Raw genomic sequence first — 23,736 nt, forward strand, 5'->3', positions numbered from 1 at the left:
TGGATGAGAAGTAAATAGCATTTAATGCTTAAAACTGCAAACATTATTCACAGGCTTACTACAAACAAAAAAAAGCAGAACAATTGTTCTGCTTTTTTTTGTGCAGGCAGATTAGATCTTACCGTGACATTGTTTATATTTTAGTCCTGAACCACATGGACATGGCGCATTGCGACTTTCTGGAATAGGGAAAGTTTGCTGATCGTCAGACTCGTTCATGGTTTCTTGAGAAAGTGTAACTTCACCCGTTAAACCATCGACATCATCATGTTCAAAAGAAAGCTTCATCGATTCAGCTTGCTGCTGCTGTTGAGCTTCCATTTCTGCAAGTTCTTCTGGGGTTGGGATATGAACGCGAGACAAGTCAGTCACAACATCAGTTTTAATAATGCTCAACATATTTACAAACAGGTTGAAAGCTTCTTTCTTGTATTCTTGTTCAGGATTCTTTTGCGCATAGCCACGTAAGTGAATACCTTGACGCAAATAATCCATTGCAGCTAAGTGATCTTTCCAATGGCGGTCAAGAGAGTTTAAAACGAAGTGACGTTCAAGCATTGCTGCTGATTCGTCACCCATTTGAGCGCGTCGTTGACGATAACGTTCAATCACTTCATCACTGATTCGCTCAACTAAACCTTCTTCATCTAGACGGCGATCTTGATCTAACCATTCTTGAATTGGTAGCTCAATACCTAAGTCAATACGTAAAGCATTCTCTAAACCTTCAACATCCCACTGATCATGAATTGACTCTGGTGGAATAAAGTTCGCAATCACGCCTTTCATCACTTCATGATGCATTTCTTCGACGTATTCTTTTAAAGTATTTTCAGCTAGCACTTCATCACGTTGTGAATAAATGATTTTACGCTGTTCATTATTCACATCATCGTATTTCAATAAGTTTTTACGAATATCAAAGTTACGTGCTTCAACTTTACGCTGAGCGTTCTCAATTGAACGACTCACCATTTTATGTTCAATCGCTTCGTCTTCTTTTAAACCCATCGCACGCATCATGCCAACGACACGGTCGCCTGCGAAAATACGCATAAGGTCATCTTCAAGAGACAAATAGAAACGAGAAACACCAGGGTCACCCTGACGGCCCGCACGACCACGTAACTGGTTATCAATACGACGTGATTCATGGCGTTCAGAACCAATGATATGCAAACCACCTGATTGCAATACATCTTCATGATCTTGTTCCCATTGTGCTTTCAGATGTGCTTCATCTTCAGCAGTAGGGTTTTCAAGTTTGGCAAGTTTTGCTTTCCAGTTACCACCTAAGATAATGTCAGTACCACGACCAGCCATGTTGGTTGCAATCGTTACCGCATTCGGGCTACCTGCCTGAGCAATAATATCAGCTTCACGTTCATGTTGTTTTGCATTCAACACTTCATGGTGAATACCAGCTTGCATTAACTTAGAAGATAAAATTTCACTGGCTTCAATGGTTGCTGTACCAATAAGAATCGGTGCAACACCTTGCTGGCGAATATTCATAATTTCTTGAATAATCGCTTCATATTTACCGTTACGGTTTAAATAAATTAAGTCGTTTTGGTCATTACGTACCATTGGGCGGTGAGTTGGAATAATCACAACATCAAGGCCATAAATTTCTTTCATTTCCGCAGCTTCAGTATCAGCAGTACCTGTCATACCTGAAAGCTTTTTATATAGACGGAAATAGTTCTGGAATGTTGTGGTTGCTAAAGTCTGGTTTTCAGGCTGAATTTCCAAACCTTCTTTTGCCTCAACAGCTTGATGCAAACCTTCTGACCAACGACGACCTGGCATTGTACGGCCAGTATGTTCATCAACAATAACCACTTCACCATCGTGAATAATATAGTGAACATCGCGTTGGAATAAGAAATGTGCACGAATAGCGGCAGACACATGATGAACAAGACTTAAATTCGTTGCTGAATATAAGCTTTCACCTTCGGCTAACAAGCCCATCTGAATAAGCTCTTGCTCAACAGTTTCATAACCAATTTCGGTCATTTCAACTGAACGCTGCTTTTCATCAATCCAGAAATGCCCGCCATCTGCGACTTTTTCTTCTTTTTGCGGACGTAATCTAGGTGGAATTGTGTTAATTGCAGCATAAAGATGCGAAGAGTCTTCACTTTGACCAGAAATAATTAATGGTGTACGTGCTTCATCAATCAAGATTGAGTCAACTTCATCGATAATGGCATAGTGCAAGCCACGCTGTTTCTTTTCTGCTAAAGAAAACACCATGTTGTCACGTAAGTAGTCAAAACCGAATTCGTTATTGGTACCGTAAGTAATATCAGAAAGATAAGCTTCCGCTTTTTCTGATGGACCTTGCATTGAATAAATGGTACCAATTGATAAACCCAAAAATTCAAATAATGGGCGGTTCAACTCAGCATCACGCTGTGCTAAATAATCGTTCACAGTAATGACATGAACGCCTTCGCCACTTAATGCGTTTAAATAACACGCCAAAGTACCCATCAGGGTTTTACCTTCACCGGTACGCATTTCGGCAATCTTACCTTCATGTAAGGTAATACCACCAATAAGCTGAACGTCATAGTGACGCATGCCCATTACACGTTTGGCAGCTTCACGACACACTGCAAACGCTTCTGGAAGTAATTTATCTAAACTTTCGCCATTATTATAACGTTGTTTGAATTCTGGAGTTTTTGCAGATAAGTCTGCATCGCTTAAAGCTGATATCGTCGGCTCGAGCGCATTGATTTGCTCAACAATTTTGCGCATGCGTTTGAGTTCGCGCTCATTTTTTGTACCGAAGATACCTCCGATCAGACTTGCCAACATGGATAAACTCTCTAAATCTTGCTTGGTCAAATGAATAAACTTTTTCTCAGTCGTTTATTATGGTGCCAGAAATTTGAAGTACAAGGGTTTTGCACAAAACCCCTAAAAAAAATCTGATAGTTAGACGAATGGTTTTATCATTCACCTAGTCCCCCGTAATGTGCCTTGCACCTAAAAACGTAACATTAACGCTCATCTATTAAGCATAACTTCCGAGAAATCTAATTTAGCAAATTTACCTTAAAGTTACATTGATTAAGCACATAAAATAGTGAGTTTTAGTCATATATATTTACACTTATATAAAAAACTCATAATAAAATACAAAAACAATAATTTTAATCATAAAGATAATGCTGCATATTTATTGGATCGAATAACAAATTATGAGCAATTGAGGAACGATCATGACACTACGATTAGGAGACATTGCCCCCGATTTTCAACAAGAATCGAGCGAAGGCACAATTAATTTTTATGATTTTCTAGGGGATAGTTGGGGAATTTTATTTTCACATCCAGCCGACTATACTCCAGTATGTACAACAGAGTTAGGTTACACAGCAAAATTAAAAGATGAATTTACGAAGCGTAATGTTAAAGCGATTGCTCTGTCAGTAGATGATGTAGAGTCTCATAAGGGTTGGATCAATGACATTAATGAAACACAAAACACGACTGTAAATTTTCCAATCATTGCAGATAAAGACCGTAAAGTATCTGAGCTATATGGTTTCATTCATCCAAATGCCAGTGAAACGCTTACAGTGCGTTCTTTAGTGATTATTGATCCGAATAAAAAAGTTCGCTTAATTATTACCTACCCTGCTTCAACAGGCCGAAATTTTAATGAAGTCTTACGTGTTGTTGACTCATTACAATTAACTGATAAGCATAAAGTAGCGACGCCAGCGAACTGGCAACAAGGCGAAGATGTCGTTATTGTTCCCTCACTTAAAGATGAAGAAGAAATTAAACAGCGCTTCCCTAAAGGCTATACAGCGGTTAAACCTTATTTACGCTTAACACCACAGCCTGAAAGTAATAAAGCCGACTAAAGACTTTATTACTTGCAAGACAAACGAAGTGCGTAGGCAAACATTTGAGAAGTTAGCTACAAGACAAGCAAAGCGCGTAGGCAAACATTCGAAATTTTCCTAATACAAACTGTCAGTGGCACGTACGCAACTAGTTAAAAAGTTCATAACAGGACATGCGAAGCAAGTACCAATTTTTTAGAAAATCTTAAGTAAATATCACACCCTAAAAAGTCATCCAGCGCGATGGCTTTTTATTTATGTATTGAATACACATGGTTTTTACTGCTCAGATCAGTTATAACTCGAAGCGATTCGGTATAAAAAATAAAAATCATGATCTATAAAATTCATCATTTAAAGTGTGGCAGCATGTGCCCTGTTTGTGCCCCACTCTTTGGACAAAAAGGCTTCCGGGCTGAAGTCGTCTGCCATTGCCTTCTGGTTGAAACCGATCGAGGTCTAGTGCTCATTGATACAGGTTTTGGATTGCAAGATTACCTACACATGAAGCAGCGACTAGGTTCATTAGTCCAACGTCTAGGCAAAATTGAGACTAACCTTGAGTTTAGTGCCATCCAGCAAATCCAAAAGCTTGGGTTTAATCCTAAGGATGTACAGCACATCTTTGTTACTCATCTTGATTTTGATCATGCAGGTGGAATTTCAGATTTCCCCCATGCCACTGTCCATGTTTTAGCAGCAGAATATAATGCGGCCCAACTTCCAAATTTTAAGGGAAAACTTCGTTATAGGACCAATCAATATAAAGATCATCGCTACTGGAACTTTGTTGAATATCAGCAAGGCGAAGCATGGTTTAACCTTGAAAAAGTAAAAGGCTTTCCTCTGTTTCAAGATGAGATTTTAATGGTGCCTCTATTGGGTCACTCAGCTGGTCATTGTGGTATTGCTATAAAGCAACAAAATCGATGGTTATTATTTTGTGGAGATGCATACTATTCACATCTAGAGTTAAACCCTAAAAATAAATTAAGATCACTTAGTTTGCTGGAAAAAACATTTGCAGAAGATAATGAGAAACGTCTTGTTAATCTCAAACGCTTACAGCATTTAGCTCAACATGAGCCAACGATTGAAATAATTTGTGCTCATGATCCTTATGAGCTTAACCGGTACCAAACATGAAAAAATTATCGCTCATTACACTTGTCATCTGTATAAATTTACAGGGATGTATGCAGCATGAAAGTATTGCCCATGAGCATCGCCCCCAAGACTGGGGGACCTTAGTCTCTGAGACCCATAACTTTTATCAGATTAGTGATACTGTTTTTCGCAGTGAACAACCCGATGCAATGATGATTCCTGAGTTAAAAAGCCATCAAATTGAAACTATTATTAACTTAAGGGCTAAAGCGGCAGATGATTTAGTTTTTAAAAATGAAAATTTCAACCTTGTGCATATTCCTATCAATACATGGGCAATCGACCGACAAGATCTATTAGAAGTCATGCAACAAATTAAAGTTGCCAAGCAGAATAATCAACGTGTTCTATTGCACTGCTACCATGGTTCAGACCGTACAGGAGCTAGTGTTGCCATGTATCGAATTATTTTTGAGAATTGGGCAATTGATGATGCGGTTAAAGAAATGAAACAAGGCGGTTATGGCTATCATATTATCTGGAAGAACATTGACCGCCTATTTACACCTGAAAATGTTAAATGGACTCAACAGCAACTGTCGAATTCTAGCAGTTAAAGACTGGATTGCTTTTGTATGCAAACACGAGTATTAGGCAAATAAGTTGGCTCAATCACCAACTTATTTATTGTTTTTATTATTATCAATTACATCGAAAAACATACATTTAAAGATAGATGATTATCAAAAATATGATTTAACTTTATGATTTTCCCAAAGCGGCGTTGCTAAGTAATACCTTCAAAATTTCAGAATCACCACCATCACTGTCTGTCACTAATAAAAAGACTTCGCCATCGGATCTCGACTCGAACCAAGTAATCCCTTCAACCTTGATTGGCAGCGTTTGTCCGTTCGCATCTCGAATCAAATGAGCTGCTAAAGCTTTACCCTCAGGCGAAAACACCAAAATAAAACTTCCCAAGACAACACCGTCATCATAGGTATTGAGTGTTTGTTCGACCGTAGCTGTAGCAACAATCAAATTTTTATCCGCTAAAAAACAAGCATCTGAAATACCACTTGCTGAACCATCAAGCTCAGCTAAGCTCAGTTTGAGCGAATGTATAAATGCATTTTCTAAGGATTTTCCTGCTTGAATTTTGTTTAAATCAAAGACTAAAACCCCATGATGGAGATTGATGTTACCACGTTGAAAGATATAGAGATAACGATGGTCTGAACATATGGCTTCTATATTGAGATCAGCTCCGCCTGTTAATTCAACCTGATGCTGCAAAAAATCGTAATCAACCGCATCCCAGAAAGTTCTGACCTGATCATTGGCAGGGTTATAGAGTAATGCTCGTTTTCGATTTTCTGTAGAACCCGAGCCCATCACCAAAAGCTGTGATTGTCCGTTCCAACTTATGGAGGTTAAAGCTTCAAAATCAGGCTTCTGTTCTTTGTTTAATGCACTTAGCGGTATTTGCTCTGAAGGTTCAAATAACGGAATTTTTTCAAAGACCGTTGCATCGGCCATGTTCTGGGCTCGATTGATTCTTAATAAATAAGGGAGATTATCACCAACAAAGTAAACATCATCCCCCACACAAGCGACTCCAGACAGTGCGCTAATCACCGACTCTTGTGCAAAAACAAATTGTTCTAATATTTTGATCGTTGTATTCATCTTCAAGATCCCCTATTGAATGGAACACTCCTCACAAGAATAAAGCCTTTGAAGTGTTCCTGATTTGATTTAGGGGATGATCAGCCGTTATCGCTGATCAAGCGGTACCCAGTCAATGACCCAAGCCGATTTCATATTTAAACTTGAATCAGAAGTAATTTTCTTACGAGCTGCATCTGCTGTATCACGGTCTTTCGCTGGTCCAACCATAATACGGATTCCTTTGCTGGTTTGGCTCGTAGTTACCTTGTAGCCTTTAGCTCGTAATTTAGAAACAACTGAATCTGCATTTGCTTGGTTAGCAGCCAATGCAACTTGCACCATCCACTTTTTATCACCATTTTCCAGCAGTTCACGTGCTTTTTCAGCATCAGCTTTTTTATCAGCTTCGGCTTTGCGTTTAGCATCTGACGCTTTCTTATCAGCTTCTGCTTGACGTTTTGCTTCAGCTGCTTTCTTATCAGCTTCCGCTTGGCGTTTTGTTTCAGCTGCTTTCTTATCGGCTTCTGCCTGACGTTTTGCTTCAGTTGTTTTCTTGTCAGCTTCTGCTTGACGTTTTGCTTCAGCTGCTTTCTTGTCAGCTTCTGCTTGGCGTTTTGCTTCAGCTGCTTTTTTGGCTGCTTCTGCTTGTCGTTTTGCTTCGGCTGCTTTTTTATCTGCATCTATTTTTGAAGTATCAGTTGTTTTATTCGCTACATTGGCTTGCTGGTTTTTAGCTTTCGCCTCACCCACTAACTCTGGTGGAATATTATCTGAACTTTCTTGAGCTGCTGTACGGCGCGCATTAATCGCAGCGTACTCTGCCGCTGCTTTACGAGCAGCGTCGGCTTCAGCTTGCTGTTGCATTGCTAAAAACTCTGCTGCACGTGCTTCCTGTTCTGCAACAGCTTTTTCACGCGAACGGCGCTGTTCTTCTAGCAAACGCTTTTCTGTTTCAACATCAACCGCTAGAGGTTGTAGTTGTACCATTTGTCCTTCGGTTGCTTGCTTTGGCTTAGTTTGAGTTTTTGGTGATGTGGATGCAGGTGGTTGAACTTCAACCTGTTTTATTTCCTCATTTCCTTTTAGAAGTAATGCTGCCAATAAAACACCACCACCCAGTAAAACAACACCACCCATCCAGCGTTGTTTGTTATTCATTGACATTCTTCCAAATACTCCCAAATCGCTTCTAAAGTATGAAACGAACCACAGGCCAAAATCAGCTGATTGTTATTTGTTTGCTCAAGCGCTGATTTAAATGCCTCTTTGATATTGCCATATTGTTGTACTGTCTGACCTTGCAAGGCCTCAGTGAGCTGCTGAATCGATGCAGCACGCGGCACATTCAATTCAGCAATTTTCCAATGTAAAACAGTAGGTTTCAATAAATCGACTACTGATTTTATATCTTTATCTGCCAGCATTGAAAATACTGCGACAACTTCTGTGTACTGTTTATTGTATTCTAAGAAATTTCGCAATTGCTTTAACAAAAATTCAACACCATGTGGATTGTGTCCGGCATCAAAAATTACTGTTTTGCCTTCCACTTGGCGCTGTTCAAAACGTCCTGCTAAGCGTGCAGCTTGAATACCTTTTTCTAAAGCAGACTGAGAAATTTCAAGTCCGCTATTTAAAATGGCTGCAACCGCCCCCGCAATATTTTCGATGGCTAAACGGCCTAAAGGAAGCTTTAAAGTGGTTCCTTCTGAGGCAAAGTACCAGTTTTGTCCATCATCGGCGAGTTTATAAAAATAATCACGATTAACGGTATATAAAATTGCTTGCGTACTTTCTGCTTTATCTTGAATTGCTTGAGGTAAAAGTTGTTCGCCAGCAAAGACAACCGGAATTTGTGGACGAATAATTCCTGCTTTTTCAAAAGCAATTTTTTCAATGGTATCGCCTAACCAATCAGTATGATCTAGGCCAATATTAGTAATAACCGCAACGTTGGGATCAATTACATTAACAACATCTAAGCGTCCGCCCAAACCAACTTCGAGCACCCATACGTCGCATTGCTGTTGTTTAAAAATGACAAAAGCAGCCAAAGTGGTTGCTTCAAAAAAAGATAAGCTTAAATCACAATCGCGACGAGCCTGATCGACTTGAACAAAAGCATCAATCAGACTTTGATCATCGATTTCGACTCCACCTAATTTGACTCGTTCATTAAAGCGATAGATATGGGGCGACTGATATAACCCAACTTTATAACCCTGCTGATTTAATATAGCAGCTAGTGTGGTTGTCGTTGAGCCTTTACCATTCGTTCCGGCTACTGTAAAAACTTTAGCAGTAGGCTGAGTTACACCGAGCTTTTCTGCAACAGGAATTACACGTTCCAGACCAAGATCTATCCCTGTAACGTGAACATGGCTCCAATAATTGAGCCATGTATCTAAAGAATCTATTGAAAGTGGAGCTTGTTGATTCAAGGTAAGTTCATCAATTTCGATACAAGTCGAGATACAGTATCACGTAAAGCATGACGATGAACAATCTGATCGATTACACCATGATCAAGCAAATATTCTGCACGTTGGAACGGCTCTTCCAATGTTTCACGTACAGTTTGCTCAATTACACGTTTACCCGCAAAGCCGATCATGGCTTTAGGTTCAGCAATATGAATATCACCCAACATTGCTAAAGAAGCTGTTACACCACCATACACCGGATGTGTTAAAACTACGATATAAGGTAAGCCTGCATCTTTTAATCTTTGGATCGCCGCTGAAGTACGCGCCATTTGCATAAGTGACAACATGCCTTCTTGCATACGTGCGCCACCAGAAGCTGCGAAACAGACTAATGGTTGACGTTTTGCAATAGCAAGTTCGGCAGCCTGAACAAAACGGTCGCCCACTACAGTACCCATAGAGCCGCCCATAAAGTCGAACTCAAAAGCACATGCAATCAAATCAACGCCATTTAAATTGCCTTGCATTGCAATTAAAGCTTCTGTTTCACCAGTTTTGCTTTGTGCTTCACGCATACGATCTGGATATGGCTTGGTGTCGACAAACTTTAACGGGTCTTTCGCGCTAAACTCTTGTCCTAATTCTGTTACTACATTGTCGAAGAACCAGTTCAAACGATCACGAGCTTTCATTCGTAAGTGTTCATCACACTGCGGGCAAACATACGCATTGAAAGAGATTGCTGTACGTGTCACGAGAGCATGACATTCAGGGCATTCAATCGTTGGCTCAGTAAATGTTGCTTTGAGAATTTGTTGCTCATTTGCGACTTCAATACCTGGAACCGGACGTTGTGTCCATGGGGTCGCAGGGTTAAGAACTTTCCCTGATTTCACTTCTTGATTCATACTAACTCATCGAGCGCTGCTCGAAGCTCCTTGACTTTATTCACCGTCTGTTCAACAGCGTCATCCGCTGCCAACGTTGCAAAATTTTTAACGAAAGCACTACCCACAATCACAGCATCAGCAACACTACCCATTGCTTTTGCTGAAGCGGCATCACTAATACCAAAACCAACACCAACTGGAATATCAGTGGCATTTTTGATTTTCTGAATACGTGCAGCAGCTTCTGCCGTATCTAGTGTTGCGGCTCCCGTTACACCCTTGAGTGAAACATAGTAGATAAATCCACTTGCCTGATTTGCCACATGTTGAATGCGTTGGTCTGTAGAAGTTGGCGCGAGCAAGAAGATTTGATCCATGTCATGTTGCTTCAACACAGCACCAAACTCTTTTGACTCTTCGGGCGGTAAATCCACCAGCAATAGGCCATCTACACCACACTGTTTCGCGTGAGAAATAAATTTCTCATAACCAATCACTTCAACCGGATTTAAATAACCCATTAAGACAACAGGTGTATCCTGATCCTGTTCACGGAACTCCTTTACCATATTAAGAGCATCTAATGTGTTAGTCCCTGCTGCAAGTGCACGTTCAGCGGCAAGCGCAATTACCGGACCATCAGCCATTGGATCTGAAAATGGTAAACCAAGCTCAATGACATCTACTCCTGCCGCAACCATTTTATGCAGTAACGGAACTGTTACTTGCGGTTGTGGATCACCCGCCATAACATAAGATACAAGCGCTTTACGTTGTTGGGACTTAAGCTTTTCAAAACGGGTGGCAAGACGTGACATAGGGTTGTGCTTTCCTTGAATTATTTAAAATTGAGGAGTTGTTTGTAGAAATACAAGAACATCGCATTTTAACGCTATTTTTTGTCCATTGAACAGCTCTAACGTTATGGCGATATTCGATTGTATGATTCATACAACCCATGGCGTACATTTATCAATATTTTGAAACTTTTCTCAATGATCAAAGCTTCCTATTTTCGAATCATTATTAGATCGTCATCTAAATAGAAAACCGCCATAAAAAGACTATTTCACTGCATTTTTATGGGTTAGCTGTAATTGTCTTTTTCTTGTGAGTAAGGTTTGTCCTGTCAAATTTTTATGGGCCCGTGCAAGTGCCGACTGGTCCGAATATCCCAATTGTTCAGCAATTAAAGTTAGGCTTGCATTTTGGTTGAGTAATATTTCACAACGTCTCATGCGCTCTGCATCTAAAATTAATTTAAATGAAGTGTTTAATGACTGTAGCTGACGCTGCAAGCTTCGCACTGAAATATTCAACTCGATGGCAATATCTTCTATTTTAGGGGCTTGCTGCCTTTGCTTAAAATATTCATGTACGATCCAATGGATTTGCTGAGCTAAATCTGTATGTATTTTACGCTGAGCTAACGCCTCTTCTGCCTGTTTTACCAAAAGTTGCATTAAAGTCGGGTCTGCATCTTGTGGACGAATACTTAGCCCCTCACTTGCAAAAGTTAATGCATAGTAAGATTTTTCAAATGATAATTTGCATTGGAAGAAACGCTGATAGTGCACTAATGGGCCACGTGCGCGGTGCACGAACTCAACTTGTTGCAAAAGAAAATCATGTAATGGCGCAATTTGTTTGGCAAGCTGCACCATAGCCGCCAAGGTCAGTTCACAAAGTATAATATTACTGTCATCAACCAACGGCCAATACAAACGAATTTTAGAAGCGTCTTGTTCAACTTGCATAGGCACAACTTGTTCACCATCAATCACCAGACGATGAAACTTCATGACATATTCGAGCACCTGCGCAAGGCTATCACTTCGGGATGCCATATAACCCAACACACCAAAATTGGCAGGTGTAATACAGGTCGCCATTTCCAAAGCTAAATTGGAAACTTGTAGTCGAGATTCGGTCAGCTCTAAAAGCTCAAGAAAAAAAGTTAAAGATGATTGAGCATCGATAGAAGCAGATAAGATATTTTGAACTTGGCGAGCTTGTGCTTCAGTTAAGTTTAATAACCGCCAATCCATCCCCTTTTCTTTTAAATACGTATTCCAAAGGTAAAAATAACCATTTGAAATAGTGAAATCCTGCATGGCTCATCCTTTTTCTAATGCCATCTTGTCGCAAACTGTATAAAAATTGGCAATAACTGTCAAAACAAAGCCGACCAGTCGCGACATACTAGTGAACATGTTAGATGCGAGAAATAAAAATATGAACGCACATGTTGCTTATCAGGTCGAACCAGTGGTTCGTAAAGATTTAGATTTTCATTTAAACGAAGCACCTCGCTTTTGGTTTAATAATGATCCTTTTTTGACTCGTATGTTTGATGCACTCAGCTTAACCTTTCCAGATGGAGAGCGTTATTTTATCGAATGCGTTCGTATGTTCCGTGACAAAATTGATGATCCAGAACTACAAAGGCGAGTTGTGGACTTTATTAAACAAGAAGCTCAGCACGGTATTGCTCATGACAAAATGAATCAAATCATGAAAGAGCAAGGCATGCCCGTTGACCAGTTCACGGCCACGCTGAAAAAGATTTTCCGCTTTGAACTGACAAAACGCTCACCTCAATACAATATTGCTATGACTGCTGCTGCCGAACATTTAACAGCCTTAATGGCAGAGACATTTTATAGCAACAAAAAAACATTGGAAAATGCACATCCGTATGTTCGAGCACTGTTTGCATGGCATGCCATTGAAGAAATGGAACACCGTGATGTTGCTTTTGATGTCATGAAGCAAGTCGGTGAAGTACCTGAGTCGACTCGTCGTTTTGTATTAGTTGCTACAACAGTATTGATGTTTGGTTTTACGCTTTATCGCACCAATGTCATGTTGAAATGTGATGGTTTTAGTTCTAGAGAAAGACTCTTGATGAGCCTTAAGGGTTTACCTTGGTTCTTTGGTAAAAATGGTACTTTAACAGCCATGAAAAGCCAATATCTGGACTGGTTTAAAAAAGACTTCCACCCAAGTCAGCATCCGGTGATTCGCCAATACCCTGTTTGGATTGAAACATTAGAGAAAACAAATGATCCAATTGCGGCTGGTGAAGCATTTTGGCAAGCAGGTTTATAGCCTGCTTGTTACCATTTTGCATAATGTTGTTCTAGTAAACCGTATTGCTCATTACAAGTGATGACATCATTCATTTCATGTTCAATCGTGCCACTAATTTTAGCTTGCCACTGATTGAACTGGCTTCCAATCATTCTTAAGTTAATATTTTCGTATCTACACCAACCAATATGGATTTGTAGATTAAGCTTTTGATCTAGAGAACTAATTTGCCAAAGTTCATCACTTACTTTTTCAAATAGAACATCTGTCAGGGGAAATAAAACCCCATTAATCCATAAACAGTTTTCGTTACCAAAGCTTTCATTCACGCCAGAAGCTAAATTTAGGCCAATACGTCTGCCTTGTTCATCCCAGAAATTACACGAAAGCCAAAACCAAGCTGTTTCAGGACGCAAAAAACCGCAGGTATCATCTAAAGATGCAAAAGTCTTTTCATCAAATTGTACAATTTGATTTTGTTTATTAATAAATATCCCCTCTACACCCAGCGTGGTCTGCTTTTGAGTATAGGTCCAACCATTAATTCCTGTCGGTGTACATAAACTTAATATATCGGTGCCAGCACAAAAAATTCGAGCGCTCAGTTGAATCTCACCATATTTAGTGACTCGAATGTACCGCACACCATTGGCATGCTGAATATCAAATTGATAAGGCCATTTAGAAAAATAGCTTTGGTTAAAAAGCGGCTGTTCATCTAGATTGGTCTTATGTCCCAAAGGCTGAATTGCATTCCATTCAATTACCTGCTGGGTTTCATGATCATAAATATAGAAAAAACCGTGCCCAACCCAGCCAATATCCGCAATGGCCAGACCAATACTATAATGTTTATGTTGAATGCCGCAGAATTTAAATTTTTTATATTTTAATTGCTTACGCCAGCCTTTTAAGACCTTACCATAAGGGGTTTTATAAATATAATGTTGTACATGAATGGTTGACGGTACAGATTCAAAACGCCCATAACGAGGCTGTCCATTTTCTTGAATTAAATCCATTTACCCACTTCCATATGAATATTAGATTTCAAATGACCTATACCACGGTCAAATACGTATTTTCCCAAACTGTTGCAGCAAAATCGCCTTTTATTAAATGAATATAGCGTCCTGCTACACAATCTATTGCTAAGCAATCATCAATATCAATGACTCGATCTGTATGCGCTTTTTGCCACTGCCGATCTATAAATTGTTTACCCAGTTGTTTTGCAATGACTGCATTAGGTGCAACGACAAACTCATAACGATGGAGCTCACCAAATTCATGAGCATTATATCCGCCCAAATTAATTAAATATAACTTTAAGTCATCTGGTTTTGGTGCTGCATCGGTGAAGTGAATTTGATAATTTTGCTCTTGAGATTTTACTCCCGAAAGCTTAGCCCAAGCATCAATATGTAATCCTTGAGCCTCACCAAACCAAGCCTGTTTAAGTTGAGGATAAACTTCTTCTAAAGTATCTCCTACAGCCATGACAACATCATGAACTTCTGTATTAGCGCGGGCATGACGCCCACCCAACATTACCATAAACAGACTTGGCATTTTTATTCTCGCTTACATCTCAACCATTTCTACGCCATCAATGCGTGCAACAGTCATCAAATCTTTATCACCACGACCTGAAACAGTCGCAATAATAATCTGATCTTTAGACATCGTTGGTGCAAGCTTAGATACATAAGCCATGGCATGTGAGCTTTCAAGCGCAGGAATAATCCCTTCAATTTTGGTTAAATCACGGAAGCCTTGCAGAGCCTCTGTATCATTAATCGGCACGTACTCTACGCGCTTCATATCTTTCAAGAAGCTGTGTTCAGGACCAACACCCGGATAATCTAACCCAGCAGAGATACTGTGTGTCTCGATAATCTGGCCTTGCTCGTCACTCATCAAGTAAGTACGGTTACCGTGCAACACGCCAACGTGACCTGCATTTAATGGTGCAGAGTGTTTACCAGTTTCAATACCTAAACCAGCTGCTTCAACACCATACATTTTCACATTGGCATCGTTTAAGAATGGATAGAACAAGCCCATTGCATTTGAACCACCACCGACGCAAGCAACCAATGCATCTGGTAAGCGACCTGCTTGTTCCAAAATCTGTTTACGCGCTTCACGACCAATAATCGATTGGAAATCACGTACAAGTTGTGGGTATGGGTGAGGACCTGCCACCGTACCAATCACATAGTAAGTACTATCAACATTAGTTACCCAGTCACGCATCGCTTCGTTCATGGCATCTTTAAGTGTTTTTGAACCACTTTGCACAGGTACAACAGTTGCACCCAATAAACGCATACGATAAACGTTCATGGCTTGACGCTTAACGTCTTCAGCACCCATGTACACTACACATTCAAGACCCAAACGCGCTGCAATTGTTGCAGTTGCCACACCATGTTGCCCAGCACCAGTCTCGGCAATAATACGTTTTTTACCAGAAAGCTTTGCCAATAACGCCTGACCAATCGTGTTGTTTACCTTATGTGAGCCTGTATGGTTCAAGTCTTCACGTTTAAGATAAATTTGGGCACCACCTAACTCTTTTGACCATCGCTCAGCATAATAAAGTGGACTAGGACGACCTACATAGTAGGCGAGATCGCGGTCGAATTCTGCCAGAAACTGTTCATCATTTTTCATGCGGGAATAGAGATTTTCTAAATCTTCCAATGCCGCCATTAGAGTTTCTGACACAAAACGTCCGCCATGGATACCGAAATGCCCTGCAGCATCTGGGTACTGTGTATAGTCAATCACATTGTTTTGCTGATCCACGTTGGACTCCTTGCATAAATCGTTCAATGAGTTGTTGGTCTTTTATACCTTTTGCGGACTCTACGCCTCCGCTCACATCTACTGCAAAAGCACCGGTAGTATGAATAGCGTCAATGACATTGTCAGGAGTTAAACCGCCTGCCAAGATTAAAGGAATATCAAGTTTTGGGAATTTAGACCAGTCAAACTGATGTCCTGTGCCCCCTTTAAGCTCAGGATGCCACGCATCGAGCAATACAGCACTGGCACCAGCCGCCTGATATTTTTGAATTTCAGCAATTACATCTAGTTCAGGTTTAACCTGAATCGCTTTATACCAGCGACGTTTACAATGGCGAGCTATTTCCTGACATTGTTCTGGAGTTTCGTCGCCATGTAGTTGTAATACATCTAGGGGAACACAATCAAGTACTGACTGAATCTCAGTAGCACTTGCATTCACAAACAAACCAACAAGTTGTACATAAGGAGGAATAAGTTTAACTAGTTCTTGTGCCTGCTCGAGTGTGACATGTCTTGGACTTGGTGGAAAAAATACAAAACCAATTGCATCTGCTCCAGCCGCAACTACTGACTGGACATCTTGAGGGCGAGTAATTCCACAGATTTTCGCTCGTGTACGTTTCTGGTTTGAAGGGCTCATGATCTGCCTAAACTACAACCATTTCTTAAAATAAGCGCCATTGTAATGCAATTTTTGCCCCTTGCGTAAAAGTTCTCTGGGAATTGGGCTAAATGACATTGTATGAAATAAATTGCCACTTTATACTGCGTCAAATTGGAAGCAAGTGTAAGCAACTCATGCTTTAGGGAAGCTGGTGAAAGTCCGGCACTGCCCCCGCAACGGTAACAATGTAAAACATATTTTTTAAGTCAATTTTGACTTACACCACTGCAGTTCTGTGGGAAGGTGAATATGTCCATAAATTAAATATGGCGCTGAAGTCCGGAGACCTACTTGTTTCATCTATCTACCCGATCATTCACGTGGGGTGAATGTATGGAGCATGTTATGTCTAAGTCTTTTCAACCTACTCGTCTGGTAGGGGCTATCGCTATTGCGATGGGGTTTTCACCTATTACTTTTGCTGAAGATACAACGAATGCAACTCAGCTTGATCCAATTGTAGTGACTGCTTCAAAAAGTGCTGAAAAAGCGAGCGAAGTTCCAGCACGTATTTCAGTGATTGATGAAAAAACAATTGGGCAGAATTCATTATTAAATGTTTCGGATATTATCCAACGCGATCCTTCTGTTTATATAAAACAAAGCGGTGGTCTAGGTCAGATTTCTGAAATTTCCCTTCGTGGCACTAAATCAGTTCATACATTAGTTCTTAAAGATGGTGCTCGTTTAAATAGTCAAAATGAGCTTGGCCCATTATATCCGGCATTTTTAGATACAACAGATGTTCAACAAATTGAGATTCTAAAAGGACCTGCATCAGTTCAATATGGCAGTGATGCTATTGGTGGTGTCGTCCAGTTAATTTCTAAAAAACCAGAGAAAACAGGTGCTGAGTTAACGGGTATTTATGGTGAAAATAATACCTATAAGGCTATTGTTAATACCAATCTCGTGACTGACCAAGGGTTCTATGCACAAGTAGGCGGGCAACGCTTAGAAAGTGATGGAACACGTATTTTTGAAAGCCAGCCAGAAAATGAAAAAGCCAGTTATGATCAAAAAGGCTATCACGCTAAAATAGGATTCTTCCAAGAAAACTTAATAGATGCTTCTGCTTCAATTAGTGAAAATAAAGGCACGAATGTTTTTAGTAATGACTACATAACCAATACAGCACAACGTCAATTTGAAAATCGAGTTATCAACACAAAAGTTGCTTATAATATTTTGCCTGATTTAATCATTAATGCACACTATGCAAATGTTCGGGATAAACAAAATGTTCCTGCTTATGGCTCATATTACAATACTGAAAATAATGAGAGTGATTTAAATCTGAAATGGAAATTCACTCCGAACCAAAATATTTTAGTTGGTGCCACCTATAACGATGCAAATTATAAAAGTAATACCATCCTAAATGCAGATAAAAGTGTAAATAGCACAGGTTATTATCTACAGCATCAACTCAAAAATGATCTTTTTGATACGCAAGTTGGCGTTCGTTTAGAAGACAATCAACGCTTTGGTACCCATACTGTTGGCCAAGGTGCTATTCGCTATCATTTCCTACCGAATGCTAGCATATATGCAAATATCGGTAGTGCTTTCAGAGCTCCGACCTTAAATGAACTTTATTCACAATGGGGAGGAAATGAGAACTTAGCACCAGAAGAAAGTACCTCTTATGAAATGGGGATGAACTATGATCTTACGTCAAATGTGAGTACTAATTTTTCTGTTTATCATACAAAAATTAAAGATCTTATAGCCTACAATGCTGGTACTAATACAAATATAGCCAAAGCAAACTTTACAGGTGGTGAAGCTGGAATAAAGTGGCATCAGGATGATCTATTCTTGTCCACTGAATATGCTTACGTAAAAACAGAAAATGAAAAAGATAATACAGAAATTGCTTACCGTCCTCGCCAGACTATCACTGTAAGTACAGGTTTAGAAAATGCAATTTACGGAATTAGTGCCTCTTTAATTGCAAGATCTAAATCTTATGCAGACTCAGCAAATTCTATGCGAGTACAGGGTTATGCAACTGTAGACTTAAATGCTTATTGGAATATTATTCCTAACGTAAAAGTATTTACCAATATCCAAAACGTAGGCGATGTTCAATATCGTGAAGTATTAAATACGTATCCTTCAAATGACTGGTATGTTAATACAGGTCGCCAAGCTTCTGTTGGCGTAACTTTCCGTTATTAATTTCTCACTTTAATTATAAAAATATTTTCTTAACTCCAGTTTCGGGGTAATGTTCTGACCGACATTATCCCCTTTTTTATGTTCAGGATATCTATCATGGGACACCGTTTAAGCAAAATCTATACACGCACAGGCGACTCAGGCACAACAGGTTTAGGCGATGGCTCTCGTGTTGCCAAAGACGATTTACGAATTGCAGCATTGGGTGATGTCGATGAACTGAATGCCATTATTGGGGTACTTCGTGCTCAAATCACTGCAAGTCAAGTACAAGTAATAGACAAAGCAAATTGGGATAAGAGTTTGAGCTTAGTTCAACACTGGCTTTTTGACTTAGGCGGCGAGGTTTGTATTCCAAACTACAATTTACTTCAGCCTGTTTGCATTGAATTTCTTGAAAAAGAAATTGATCGTATGAATGAAGACTTACCGATGCTTAAAGAGTTTATTCTACCGTCAGGCTCTTTAACTTGTAGTTATGCCCATCAGGCGCGTGCTGTTTGCCGCCGTGCAGAACGATCTCTACTCTCAGTACAAACACGCGACCAGAATATTCAAACCACGGCGCTCCAACTTCTAAACCGTTTATCCGACTGGTTGTTTGTTGCTTCTCGTGCTTTACAACGTGCCGAAGGTGGACAAGAAGTGCTTTGGCAAAAAAATATTAATGAGATTATTTAAAAATAGATTAGATTAAGAATGGTCTCTGTTCTTTTGAAGAGACCATTCTTAAAAATACTTGATAGAAGAAAATTATGCGCATTATTGGTCATCGTGGTGCACGCAAAGAAGCTCCTGAAAACACGCTAGGTGGTTTTCAGCACTTAAAAAATCTAGGTATTCGTGGTGTCGAATTTGATATTCGTCAGCTTCAAGATCAAGAATTAGTCGTTATCCATGATGATAACTTTTTACGTACTGCGGGAATAGATCAAATTGTTGAGCAATCGAGTTTGGCTCAAGCATTGTTATTTGATCATCGTCAAAACTGGCCCAATTGGCCAAATTCAGAGCCGACACCTACACTGACGGGCGTTTTAAACTTACTTGATAACTTCGATCATATTGAAGTTGAAGTAAAAGCCGTAAGAGACATGGCTTTAGCAGAAAGACTCGTTCAAAAGCTTGAGACTGAATTGCAGGGTTTTGAGAAAATCATAACAATCACAAGTTTCGATCTTCAGATTCTAACTGCCTTACGCGATATAAAATCTCAATTTAAACGAGGCTTATTGGTTGAGCTTCCAGTGGGTGCAATCGCAATTGAGCTTGCGCATCAATATGGCTGCGGTCACATTGGCTGGCACGATCAACTTGCAACAGATGAAATGATTCAGCTTTCACAACAGGCTGGCTTGAACATTAGTGTCTGGACAGTGAATGATGTAGAAAGGGCCAAAAGGCTAAAAGACTTAGATGTACAAGGGCTAATTACAGATATTCCAACAACCATGTTACAAGCGCTTTAGATATGAAAAAGGTGGTTCTACCACCTTTTATTATTTCTTTTGTGCCTGAATCAATCGCTGACCGCTTTGGTCAAGCAAATAGAGTGTATTGCCTACCAACTGAAATTTTTGAATGCGCTGTAAAGAATCAATCAATTCTGCTTCTTGAGCCAATGCACCATCACAACTTGAATGTCCTGCATTGACCTGCATATCAAGTTTTTGCTGACTAAAATCAAATGTATATCGACCGAACACTCCGTTACATCCCGTATGGCCTGAAACTGTTTTAACAGCAGAATTTAAAGAAAGAACTGGCCATTGGTTAAAAAACTTGGCCTTGTGACCATTAATCTGGGTAATTTGCCAATCAATATCTTGAATGCCATCAGGACTCACTCTCTTTTTTATAACTGGGGGTTGAACATGATGAACTGTTTTTTTTGTTTGAACTGTTTTTGTATTTTGATTGGGCGCACTTTGACATGCTGCTAATACAAGACTGATTGTGACCAAGATACACTTCAATGATAATTTTCTTGCAATATCAATGCTGTTCTTTTTTTTCAATCGTTGTACGTTCATTAAACAACTTCTCCTACTTGAAAAACTCTGTGACATAGTTTAAATCTGTTACCGTTCTTTCAATACATCTGTACAATAATGTTAGTGATTCTCACTAAGCACGTGCTAATATGAAGGATAGAATAGCAATATATCTTGATGATTGGTTTTGCTATGTCGTTTTGTCTTTGTACCTTGTCTGACAAGGTTTCTAGGAGCGCTGCCGGATATGACTTCCGCCCCACTCAAAGCCCCAATTAACTGGACCGCTAGCATTACCTTAATTGGTTTACCAATTCTTGCTGCAATCATAATCCCGATTTATGCGTATTATTATGATTTTAGTGTAAGCGCATGGGTAAGCTTATTTTTTCTTTTAGCTCTAAGTAGTATGGGGATTACTGCTGGTTATCACCGCCTGTGGGCTCACCGAGCTTATGAAGCGTCGTTACCACTTAAAATTCTTTTAATGATTGGTGGAACATTTGCCGTGCAAAATAGTATTTTGTTCTGGGCATCTGGTCACCGTACACACCATCGACATGTTGATCATGTTGATGAAGATCCATATTCAATTAAGCGTGGTTTTTGGTATGCCCATATGGGCTGGATGATCCGCGATCATTCACCATCTAAGCCAGATTTTAAAAACGCGCCAGACTTATTGAACGATAAACTGGTGATGTTTCAACATAAGTACTACGGTTTACTCGTAGTTGCAGTTCATGTTGGAATTTTAGGCTTAATTGGTTGGGCAACGGGTGATTTGTGGGGTGTAATCCTCATAGGTGGCCTATTGCGATTAATCATTAGCCATCAAGTCACTTTCTTCATTAACTCGCTTTGCCACATGTGGGGTAACCGTCCTTATACAGACGAAAACACTGCACGTGATAATTTCTGGTTAGCGATTGCTACTTGGGGCGAGGGTTACCACAACTATCACCATATCTTCCAGTATGACTATCGTAATGGCGTGAAATGGTGGCAATATGACCCAACTAAATGGTTGATCTGGTCATGTTCGAAACTTGGTTTAGCTAAAAATTTACGTCGTATTCCAAGCTTTAATATTAAAAAAGCAGAATTAGCGATGAAGTTCAAATACGCTGAACAAGACCTTGCTATTTATGGTCATGATGTAAATGCTGACATTAGTCAAATGAAGCAACGTATTGCACAAGAATACGAAGCATTTACCCATACTTTAAATGATTGGGCAAAACTTAAAGAACAAGAGTTACAAGTGAAAAAAGCAGCAATGGCTGAAAAGATTCATAGAATGGATCACAAGCTTAAAGTTGATTTTCAATTGCTTGAACACCGTTTAAGTCATCATCGTGAGTGTTTAGAAACTTTAATGCGTAACATTAAAAAGAACACTAACGTAGTATCAGACTAGAATAAGTTCTTATCTAAAATAGCTCTTTCGGGAGCTATTTTTATGCCCGCTTTTTAACTATGGTATAGTTAAATCCGCTCTCTCTATTTTGCCAAGCCCATGCAATTTAATCCGCTCTATCCTTCACTTCCGTCTAAATTATTCCATGTTCAGCAGCCATCGCCTTTACGTGGTGCAAAAGCGGGCCATTTCAATACCGCTTTGGCAGATGAATTACAATGGTCAGAAGACGAAAAAAATGCATGGGTTGAAATCTGTAGCGGACAGCGCACTTTCTCTGAATTCCCTTCTCTGGCTATGGTCTATGCTGGCCACCAATTTGGACAATGGGCAGGTCAACTTGGCGATGGCCGCGGCTTACTCATCGCTCAGATACTAAATACAAAAGGTCAAACTATAGACTTACACCTTAAAGGTGCAGGTCCGACGCCCTATTCAAGAATGGGAGATGGCCGCGCAGTGTTGCGTTCTGTCGTCCGCGAATATTTAGCTGGACATGCTTTAAATGCTTTAGGAGTGGCTTCTAGTCACGCAGTAGGATTTACAAGCTCAGCTCAAGGCGTACAGCGTGAAAAACTAGAACTAGGAGCAATGCTACTCAGAACGTCTGAATGTCATATCCGTTTAGGGCATTTTGAGTGGATTAATCAATACGCTCCAGAGTTGCTGCCAGAATTTACTCAAAAATGTATTGAATGGCACTATCCAGAATGCCAAGAAGCAGAACAACCAATTTTAGCATTTGCCAAAGCAGTTATTAGAAATACGGCAATCATGATCGCAAAATGGCAATTGGTGGGATTTGCTCATGGCGTAATGAATACCGATAACTTAAATATTACTGGTTCTACACTCGATTTTGGTCCATATGGCTTTATGGAACGTTTCCGTCCGAACTGGATTAATAACCACTCGGATTACCAAGGCCGTTATACTTATCAAAACCAACCAAGTATAGGCCATTGGAATTTATGGACTTGGTTAAACAACTTAATTCCTCTCGCAACACCAGAAAATAAAGATCAGTTCAAACTTGATTTAGCCGCTTGCCTAGAAGATTTTGAACCAACCTTCATGGAACATTACACAACTGGTTTATGTAAAAAAATGGGATTACCTCATTTTCATAAAGACAGCCTTGAATGTAGTTTTGCCTTTTTAAGAATCTTACAAACTGAACAACTCGACTACACTCAGAGCTTTCTTCGACTTCAAAATAAAGAATATAAAACTCTACGAGATGATTGCCTTGATATTCGACAGTTTGATGAGTTTCTTAACCAATATCAAAGCATTCGTGAACATCAAGATACCGATGAACTTGATGCGAATATGCAAAAAGCTAATCCAGTTTATATTTTACGTAATCATATGGCTCAACGTGCTATTGATGCGGCAGAACGAGATGATTTTAGCGAAGTAGATCGTTTATTTAAGCTGCTTGATCAGCCATATACACGACAACCAGAACTTGAACAGCCACAAGATTTAGGCCCGTTACCAAGTGATGTACCAGATGTAGCGGTAAGCTGCTCTTCTTAATCCTTTAAGAACTAAGACTCTCTTAAGCTGCTTTAATGATAGTTTAAGAGAGT

21 protein-coding genes and 1 riboswitch are annotated in these 23,736 nt (G+C 39.7%); of the genes, 9 read left to right on the forward strand and 12 right to left on the reverse strand.

All coding sequences use genetic code 11. The features are described 5' to 3' along the window. Positions 1-111 precede the first annotated feature (111 nt). Positions 112-2,832 (reverse strand): preprotein translocase subunit SecA, encoded by a 2,721-nt coding sequence (secA, locus tag MSG66_RS12605; RefSeq protein ID WP_324654283.1) that lies wholly within the window; start codon positions 2,830-2,832, stop codon positions 112-114. Positions 2,833-3,239: 407 nt separating this feature from the next. On the opposite strand from secA, the gene MSG66_RS12610 reads away from it, so the two are divergent. From MSG66_RS12610 to MSG66_RS12620, 3 genes are all read left to right on the forward strand, one after another. Beyond that, positions 3,240-3,890, forward strand: a complete 651-nt coding sequence (locus MSG66_RS12610; RefSeq protein ID WP_324654284.1) for a peroxiredoxin — start codon at positions 3,240-3,242, stop codon at positions 3,888-3,890. Positions 3,891-4,205: 315 nt separating this feature from the next. Then, positions 4,206-5,018: an MBL fold metallo-hydrolase gene (locus tag MSG66_RS12615; RefSeq protein ID WP_324654285.1), complete on the forward strand. Its 813-nt coding sequence runs from the start codon at positions 4,206-4,208 to the stop codon at positions 5,016-5,018. After that, complete coding sequence (locus MSG66_RS12620; protein WP_324654286.1) at positions 5,015-5,596, forward strand: dual specificity protein phosphatase family protein; 582 nt, start codon at positions 5,015-5,017, stop codon at positions 5,594-5,596. The genes MSG66_RS12615 and MSG66_RS12620 overlap by 4 nt, the downstream gene beginning before the upstream one ends. Positions 5,597-5,741: 145 nt before the next feature. Here MSG66_RS12620 and MSG66_RS12625 read toward each other — a convergent pair whose 3' ends face one another. The 6 genes from MSG66_RS12625 to MSG66_RS12650 form a co-directional block, all read right to left on the reverse strand. Beyond that, complete coding sequence (locus tag MSG66_RS12625) at positions 5,742-6,671, reverse strand: DUF6929 family protein (RefSeq protein ID WP_324654287.1); 930 nt, start codon at positions 6,669-6,671, stop codon at positions 5,742-5,744. 87 nt (positions 6,672-6,758) lie between these two features. Then, positions 6,759-7,817, reverse strand: a complete 1,059-nt coding sequence (locus MSG66_RS12630) for an SPOR domain-containing protein (RefSeq protein WP_202743484.1) — start codon at positions 7,815-7,817, stop codon at positions 6,759-6,761. Next, entirely contained in the window at positions 7,808-9,094 is a 1,287-nt protein-coding gene (gene folC / locus MSG66_RS12635) for a bifunctional tetrahydrofolate synthase/dihydrofolate synthase (RefSeq protein ID WP_202743485.1), read from the reverse strand. The genes MSG66_RS12630 and folC overlap by 10 nt, the downstream gene beginning before the upstream one ends. Next, positions 9,091-9,987 (reverse strand): acetyl-CoA carboxylase, carboxyltransferase subunit beta, encoded by an 897-nt coding sequence (accD, locus tag MSG66_RS12640; protein WP_262473843.1) that lies wholly within the window; start codon positions 9,985-9,987, stop codon positions 9,091-9,093. The genes folC and accD overlap by 4 nt, the downstream gene beginning before the upstream one ends. Beyond that, entirely contained in the window at positions 9,984-10,787 is an 804-nt protein-coding gene (gene trpA, locus MSG66_RS12645; RefSeq protein ID WP_017392444.1) for a tryptophan synthase subunit alpha, read from the reverse strand. Before trpA ends, accD begins: the two co-directional genes overlap by 4 nt. 246 nt (positions 10,788-11,033) lie before the next feature. Next, positions 11,034-12,083 carry an AraC family transcriptional regulator gene (locus MSG66_RS12650; RefSeq protein WP_324654288.1) on the reverse strand — a complete coding sequence of 350 codons (1,050 nt, stop codon included), beginning with the start codon at positions 12,081-12,083 and terminating at the stop codon, positions 11,034-11,036. Positions 12,084-12,204: 121 nt separating this feature from the next. Between MSG66_RS12650 and MSG66_RS12655 the strand changes: the two genes are divergently transcribed. After that, positions 12,205-13,080: a metal-dependent hydrolase gene (locus tag MSG66_RS12655; RefSeq protein WP_202743488.1), complete on the forward strand. Its 876-nt coding sequence runs from the start codon at positions 12,205-12,207 to the stop codon at positions 13,078-13,080. Between the two features lie 8 nt (positions 13,081-13,088). Here the strand turns inward: MSG66_RS12655 and MSG66_RS12660 are convergent, their stop codons facing one another. From MSG66_RS12660 to MSG66_RS12675, 4 genes are read right to left on the reverse strand one after another with little or no spacing between them, the layout of a single operon-like run. Then, complete coding sequence (locus MSG66_RS12660) at positions 13,089-14,084, reverse strand: DUF2804 domain-containing protein (RefSeq protein ID WP_324654289.1); 996 nt, start codon at positions 14,082-14,084, stop codon at positions 13,089-13,091. A 37-nt stretch (positions 14,085-14,121) separates the two neighbouring features. Continuing rightward, positions 14,122-14,634 carry a DUF1543 domain-containing protein gene (locus MSG66_RS12665; RefSeq protein WP_262473833.1) on the reverse strand — a complete coding sequence of 171 codons (513 nt, stop codon included), beginning with the start codon at positions 14,632-14,634 and terminating at the stop codon, positions 14,122-14,124. 12 nt (positions 14,635-14,646) lie between these two features. Continuing rightward, on the reverse strand, positions 14,647-15,876 hold the full coding sequence (trpB, locus tag MSG66_RS12670) for a tryptophan synthase subunit beta (RefSeq protein ID WP_042897516.1): 1,230 nt from the start codon (positions 15,874-15,876) through the stop codon (positions 14,647-14,649). After that, on the reverse strand, positions 15,851-16,519 hold the full coding sequence (locus MSG66_RS12675; protein ID WP_324654290.1) for a phosphoribosylanthranilate isomerase: 669 nt from the start codon (positions 16,517-16,519) through the stop codon (positions 15,851-15,853). The genes trpB and MSG66_RS12675 overlap by 26 nt, the downstream gene beginning before the upstream one ends. A gap of 126 nt (positions 16,520-16,645) precedes the next feature. Next, positions 16,646-16,853: riboswitch (cobalamin riboswitch) on the forward strand. Between the two features lie 23 nt (positions 16,854-16,876). Here MSG66_RS12675 and MSG66_RS12680 point away from each other — a divergent pair. The 3 genes from MSG66_RS12680 (at position 16,877) to MSG66_RS12690 (ending at position 20,196) form a co-directional block, all read left to right on the forward strand. Next, on the forward strand, positions 16,877-18,727 hold the full coding sequence (locus tag MSG66_RS12680) for a TonB-dependent receptor plug domain-containing protein (protein WP_324654291.1): 1,851 nt from the start codon (positions 16,877-16,879) through the stop codon (positions 18,725-18,727). Positions 18,728-18,823: 96 nt separating this feature from the next. Continuing rightward, positions 18,824-19,408, forward strand: a complete 585-nt coding sequence (locus MSG66_RS12685; protein WP_324654292.1) for a cob(I)yrinic acid a,c-diamide adenosyltransferase — start codon at positions 18,824-18,826, stop codon at positions 19,406-19,408. A gap of 74 nt (positions 19,409-19,482) precedes the next feature. Then, positions 19,483-20,196: a glycerophosphodiester phosphodiesterase gene (locus MSG66_RS12690; RefSeq protein ID WP_324654293.1), complete on the forward strand. Its 714-nt coding sequence runs from the start codon at positions 19,483-19,485 to the stop codon at positions 20,194-20,196. Between the two features lie 30 nt (positions 20,197-20,226). On the opposite strand, the gene MSG66_RS12695 is transcribed toward MSG66_RS12690, so the two are convergent. Then, positions 20,227-20,760 carry an META domain-containing protein gene (locus tag MSG66_RS12695; protein WP_133971811.1) on the reverse strand — a complete coding sequence of 178 codons (534 nt, stop codon included), beginning with the start codon at positions 20,758-20,760 and terminating at the stop codon, positions 20,227-20,229. Between the two features lie 208 nt (positions 20,761-20,968). Between MSG66_RS12695 and MSG66_RS12700 the strand changes: the two genes are divergently transcribed. Together MSG66_RS12700 and MSG66_RS12705 are read left to right on the forward strand one after the other, a co-directional pair. Continuing rightward, a complete protein-coding gene (locus tag MSG66_RS12700) occupies positions 20,969-22,141 on the forward strand; it encodes an acyl-CoA desaturase (RefSeq protein WP_324654294.1) in 1,173 nt (390 codons plus the stop codon). Positions 22,142-22,240: 99 nt separating this feature from the next. Further along, positions 22,241-23,683 carry a protein adenylyltransferase SelO gene (locus MSG66_RS12705; protein WP_324654295.1) on the forward strand — a complete coding sequence of 481 codons (1,443 nt, stop codon included), beginning with the start codon at positions 22,241-22,243 and terminating at the stop codon, positions 23,681-23,683. Positions 23,684-23,736 lie beyond the last annotated feature (53 nt).

The organism is Acinetobacter sp. IK31 (genome assembly GCF_035615195.1).
In the GTDB taxonomy this organism is placed as follows: Bacteria; Pseudomonadota; Gammaproteobacteria; order Pseudomonadales; family Moraxellaceae; genus Acinetobacter; species Acinetobacter calcoaceticus_C.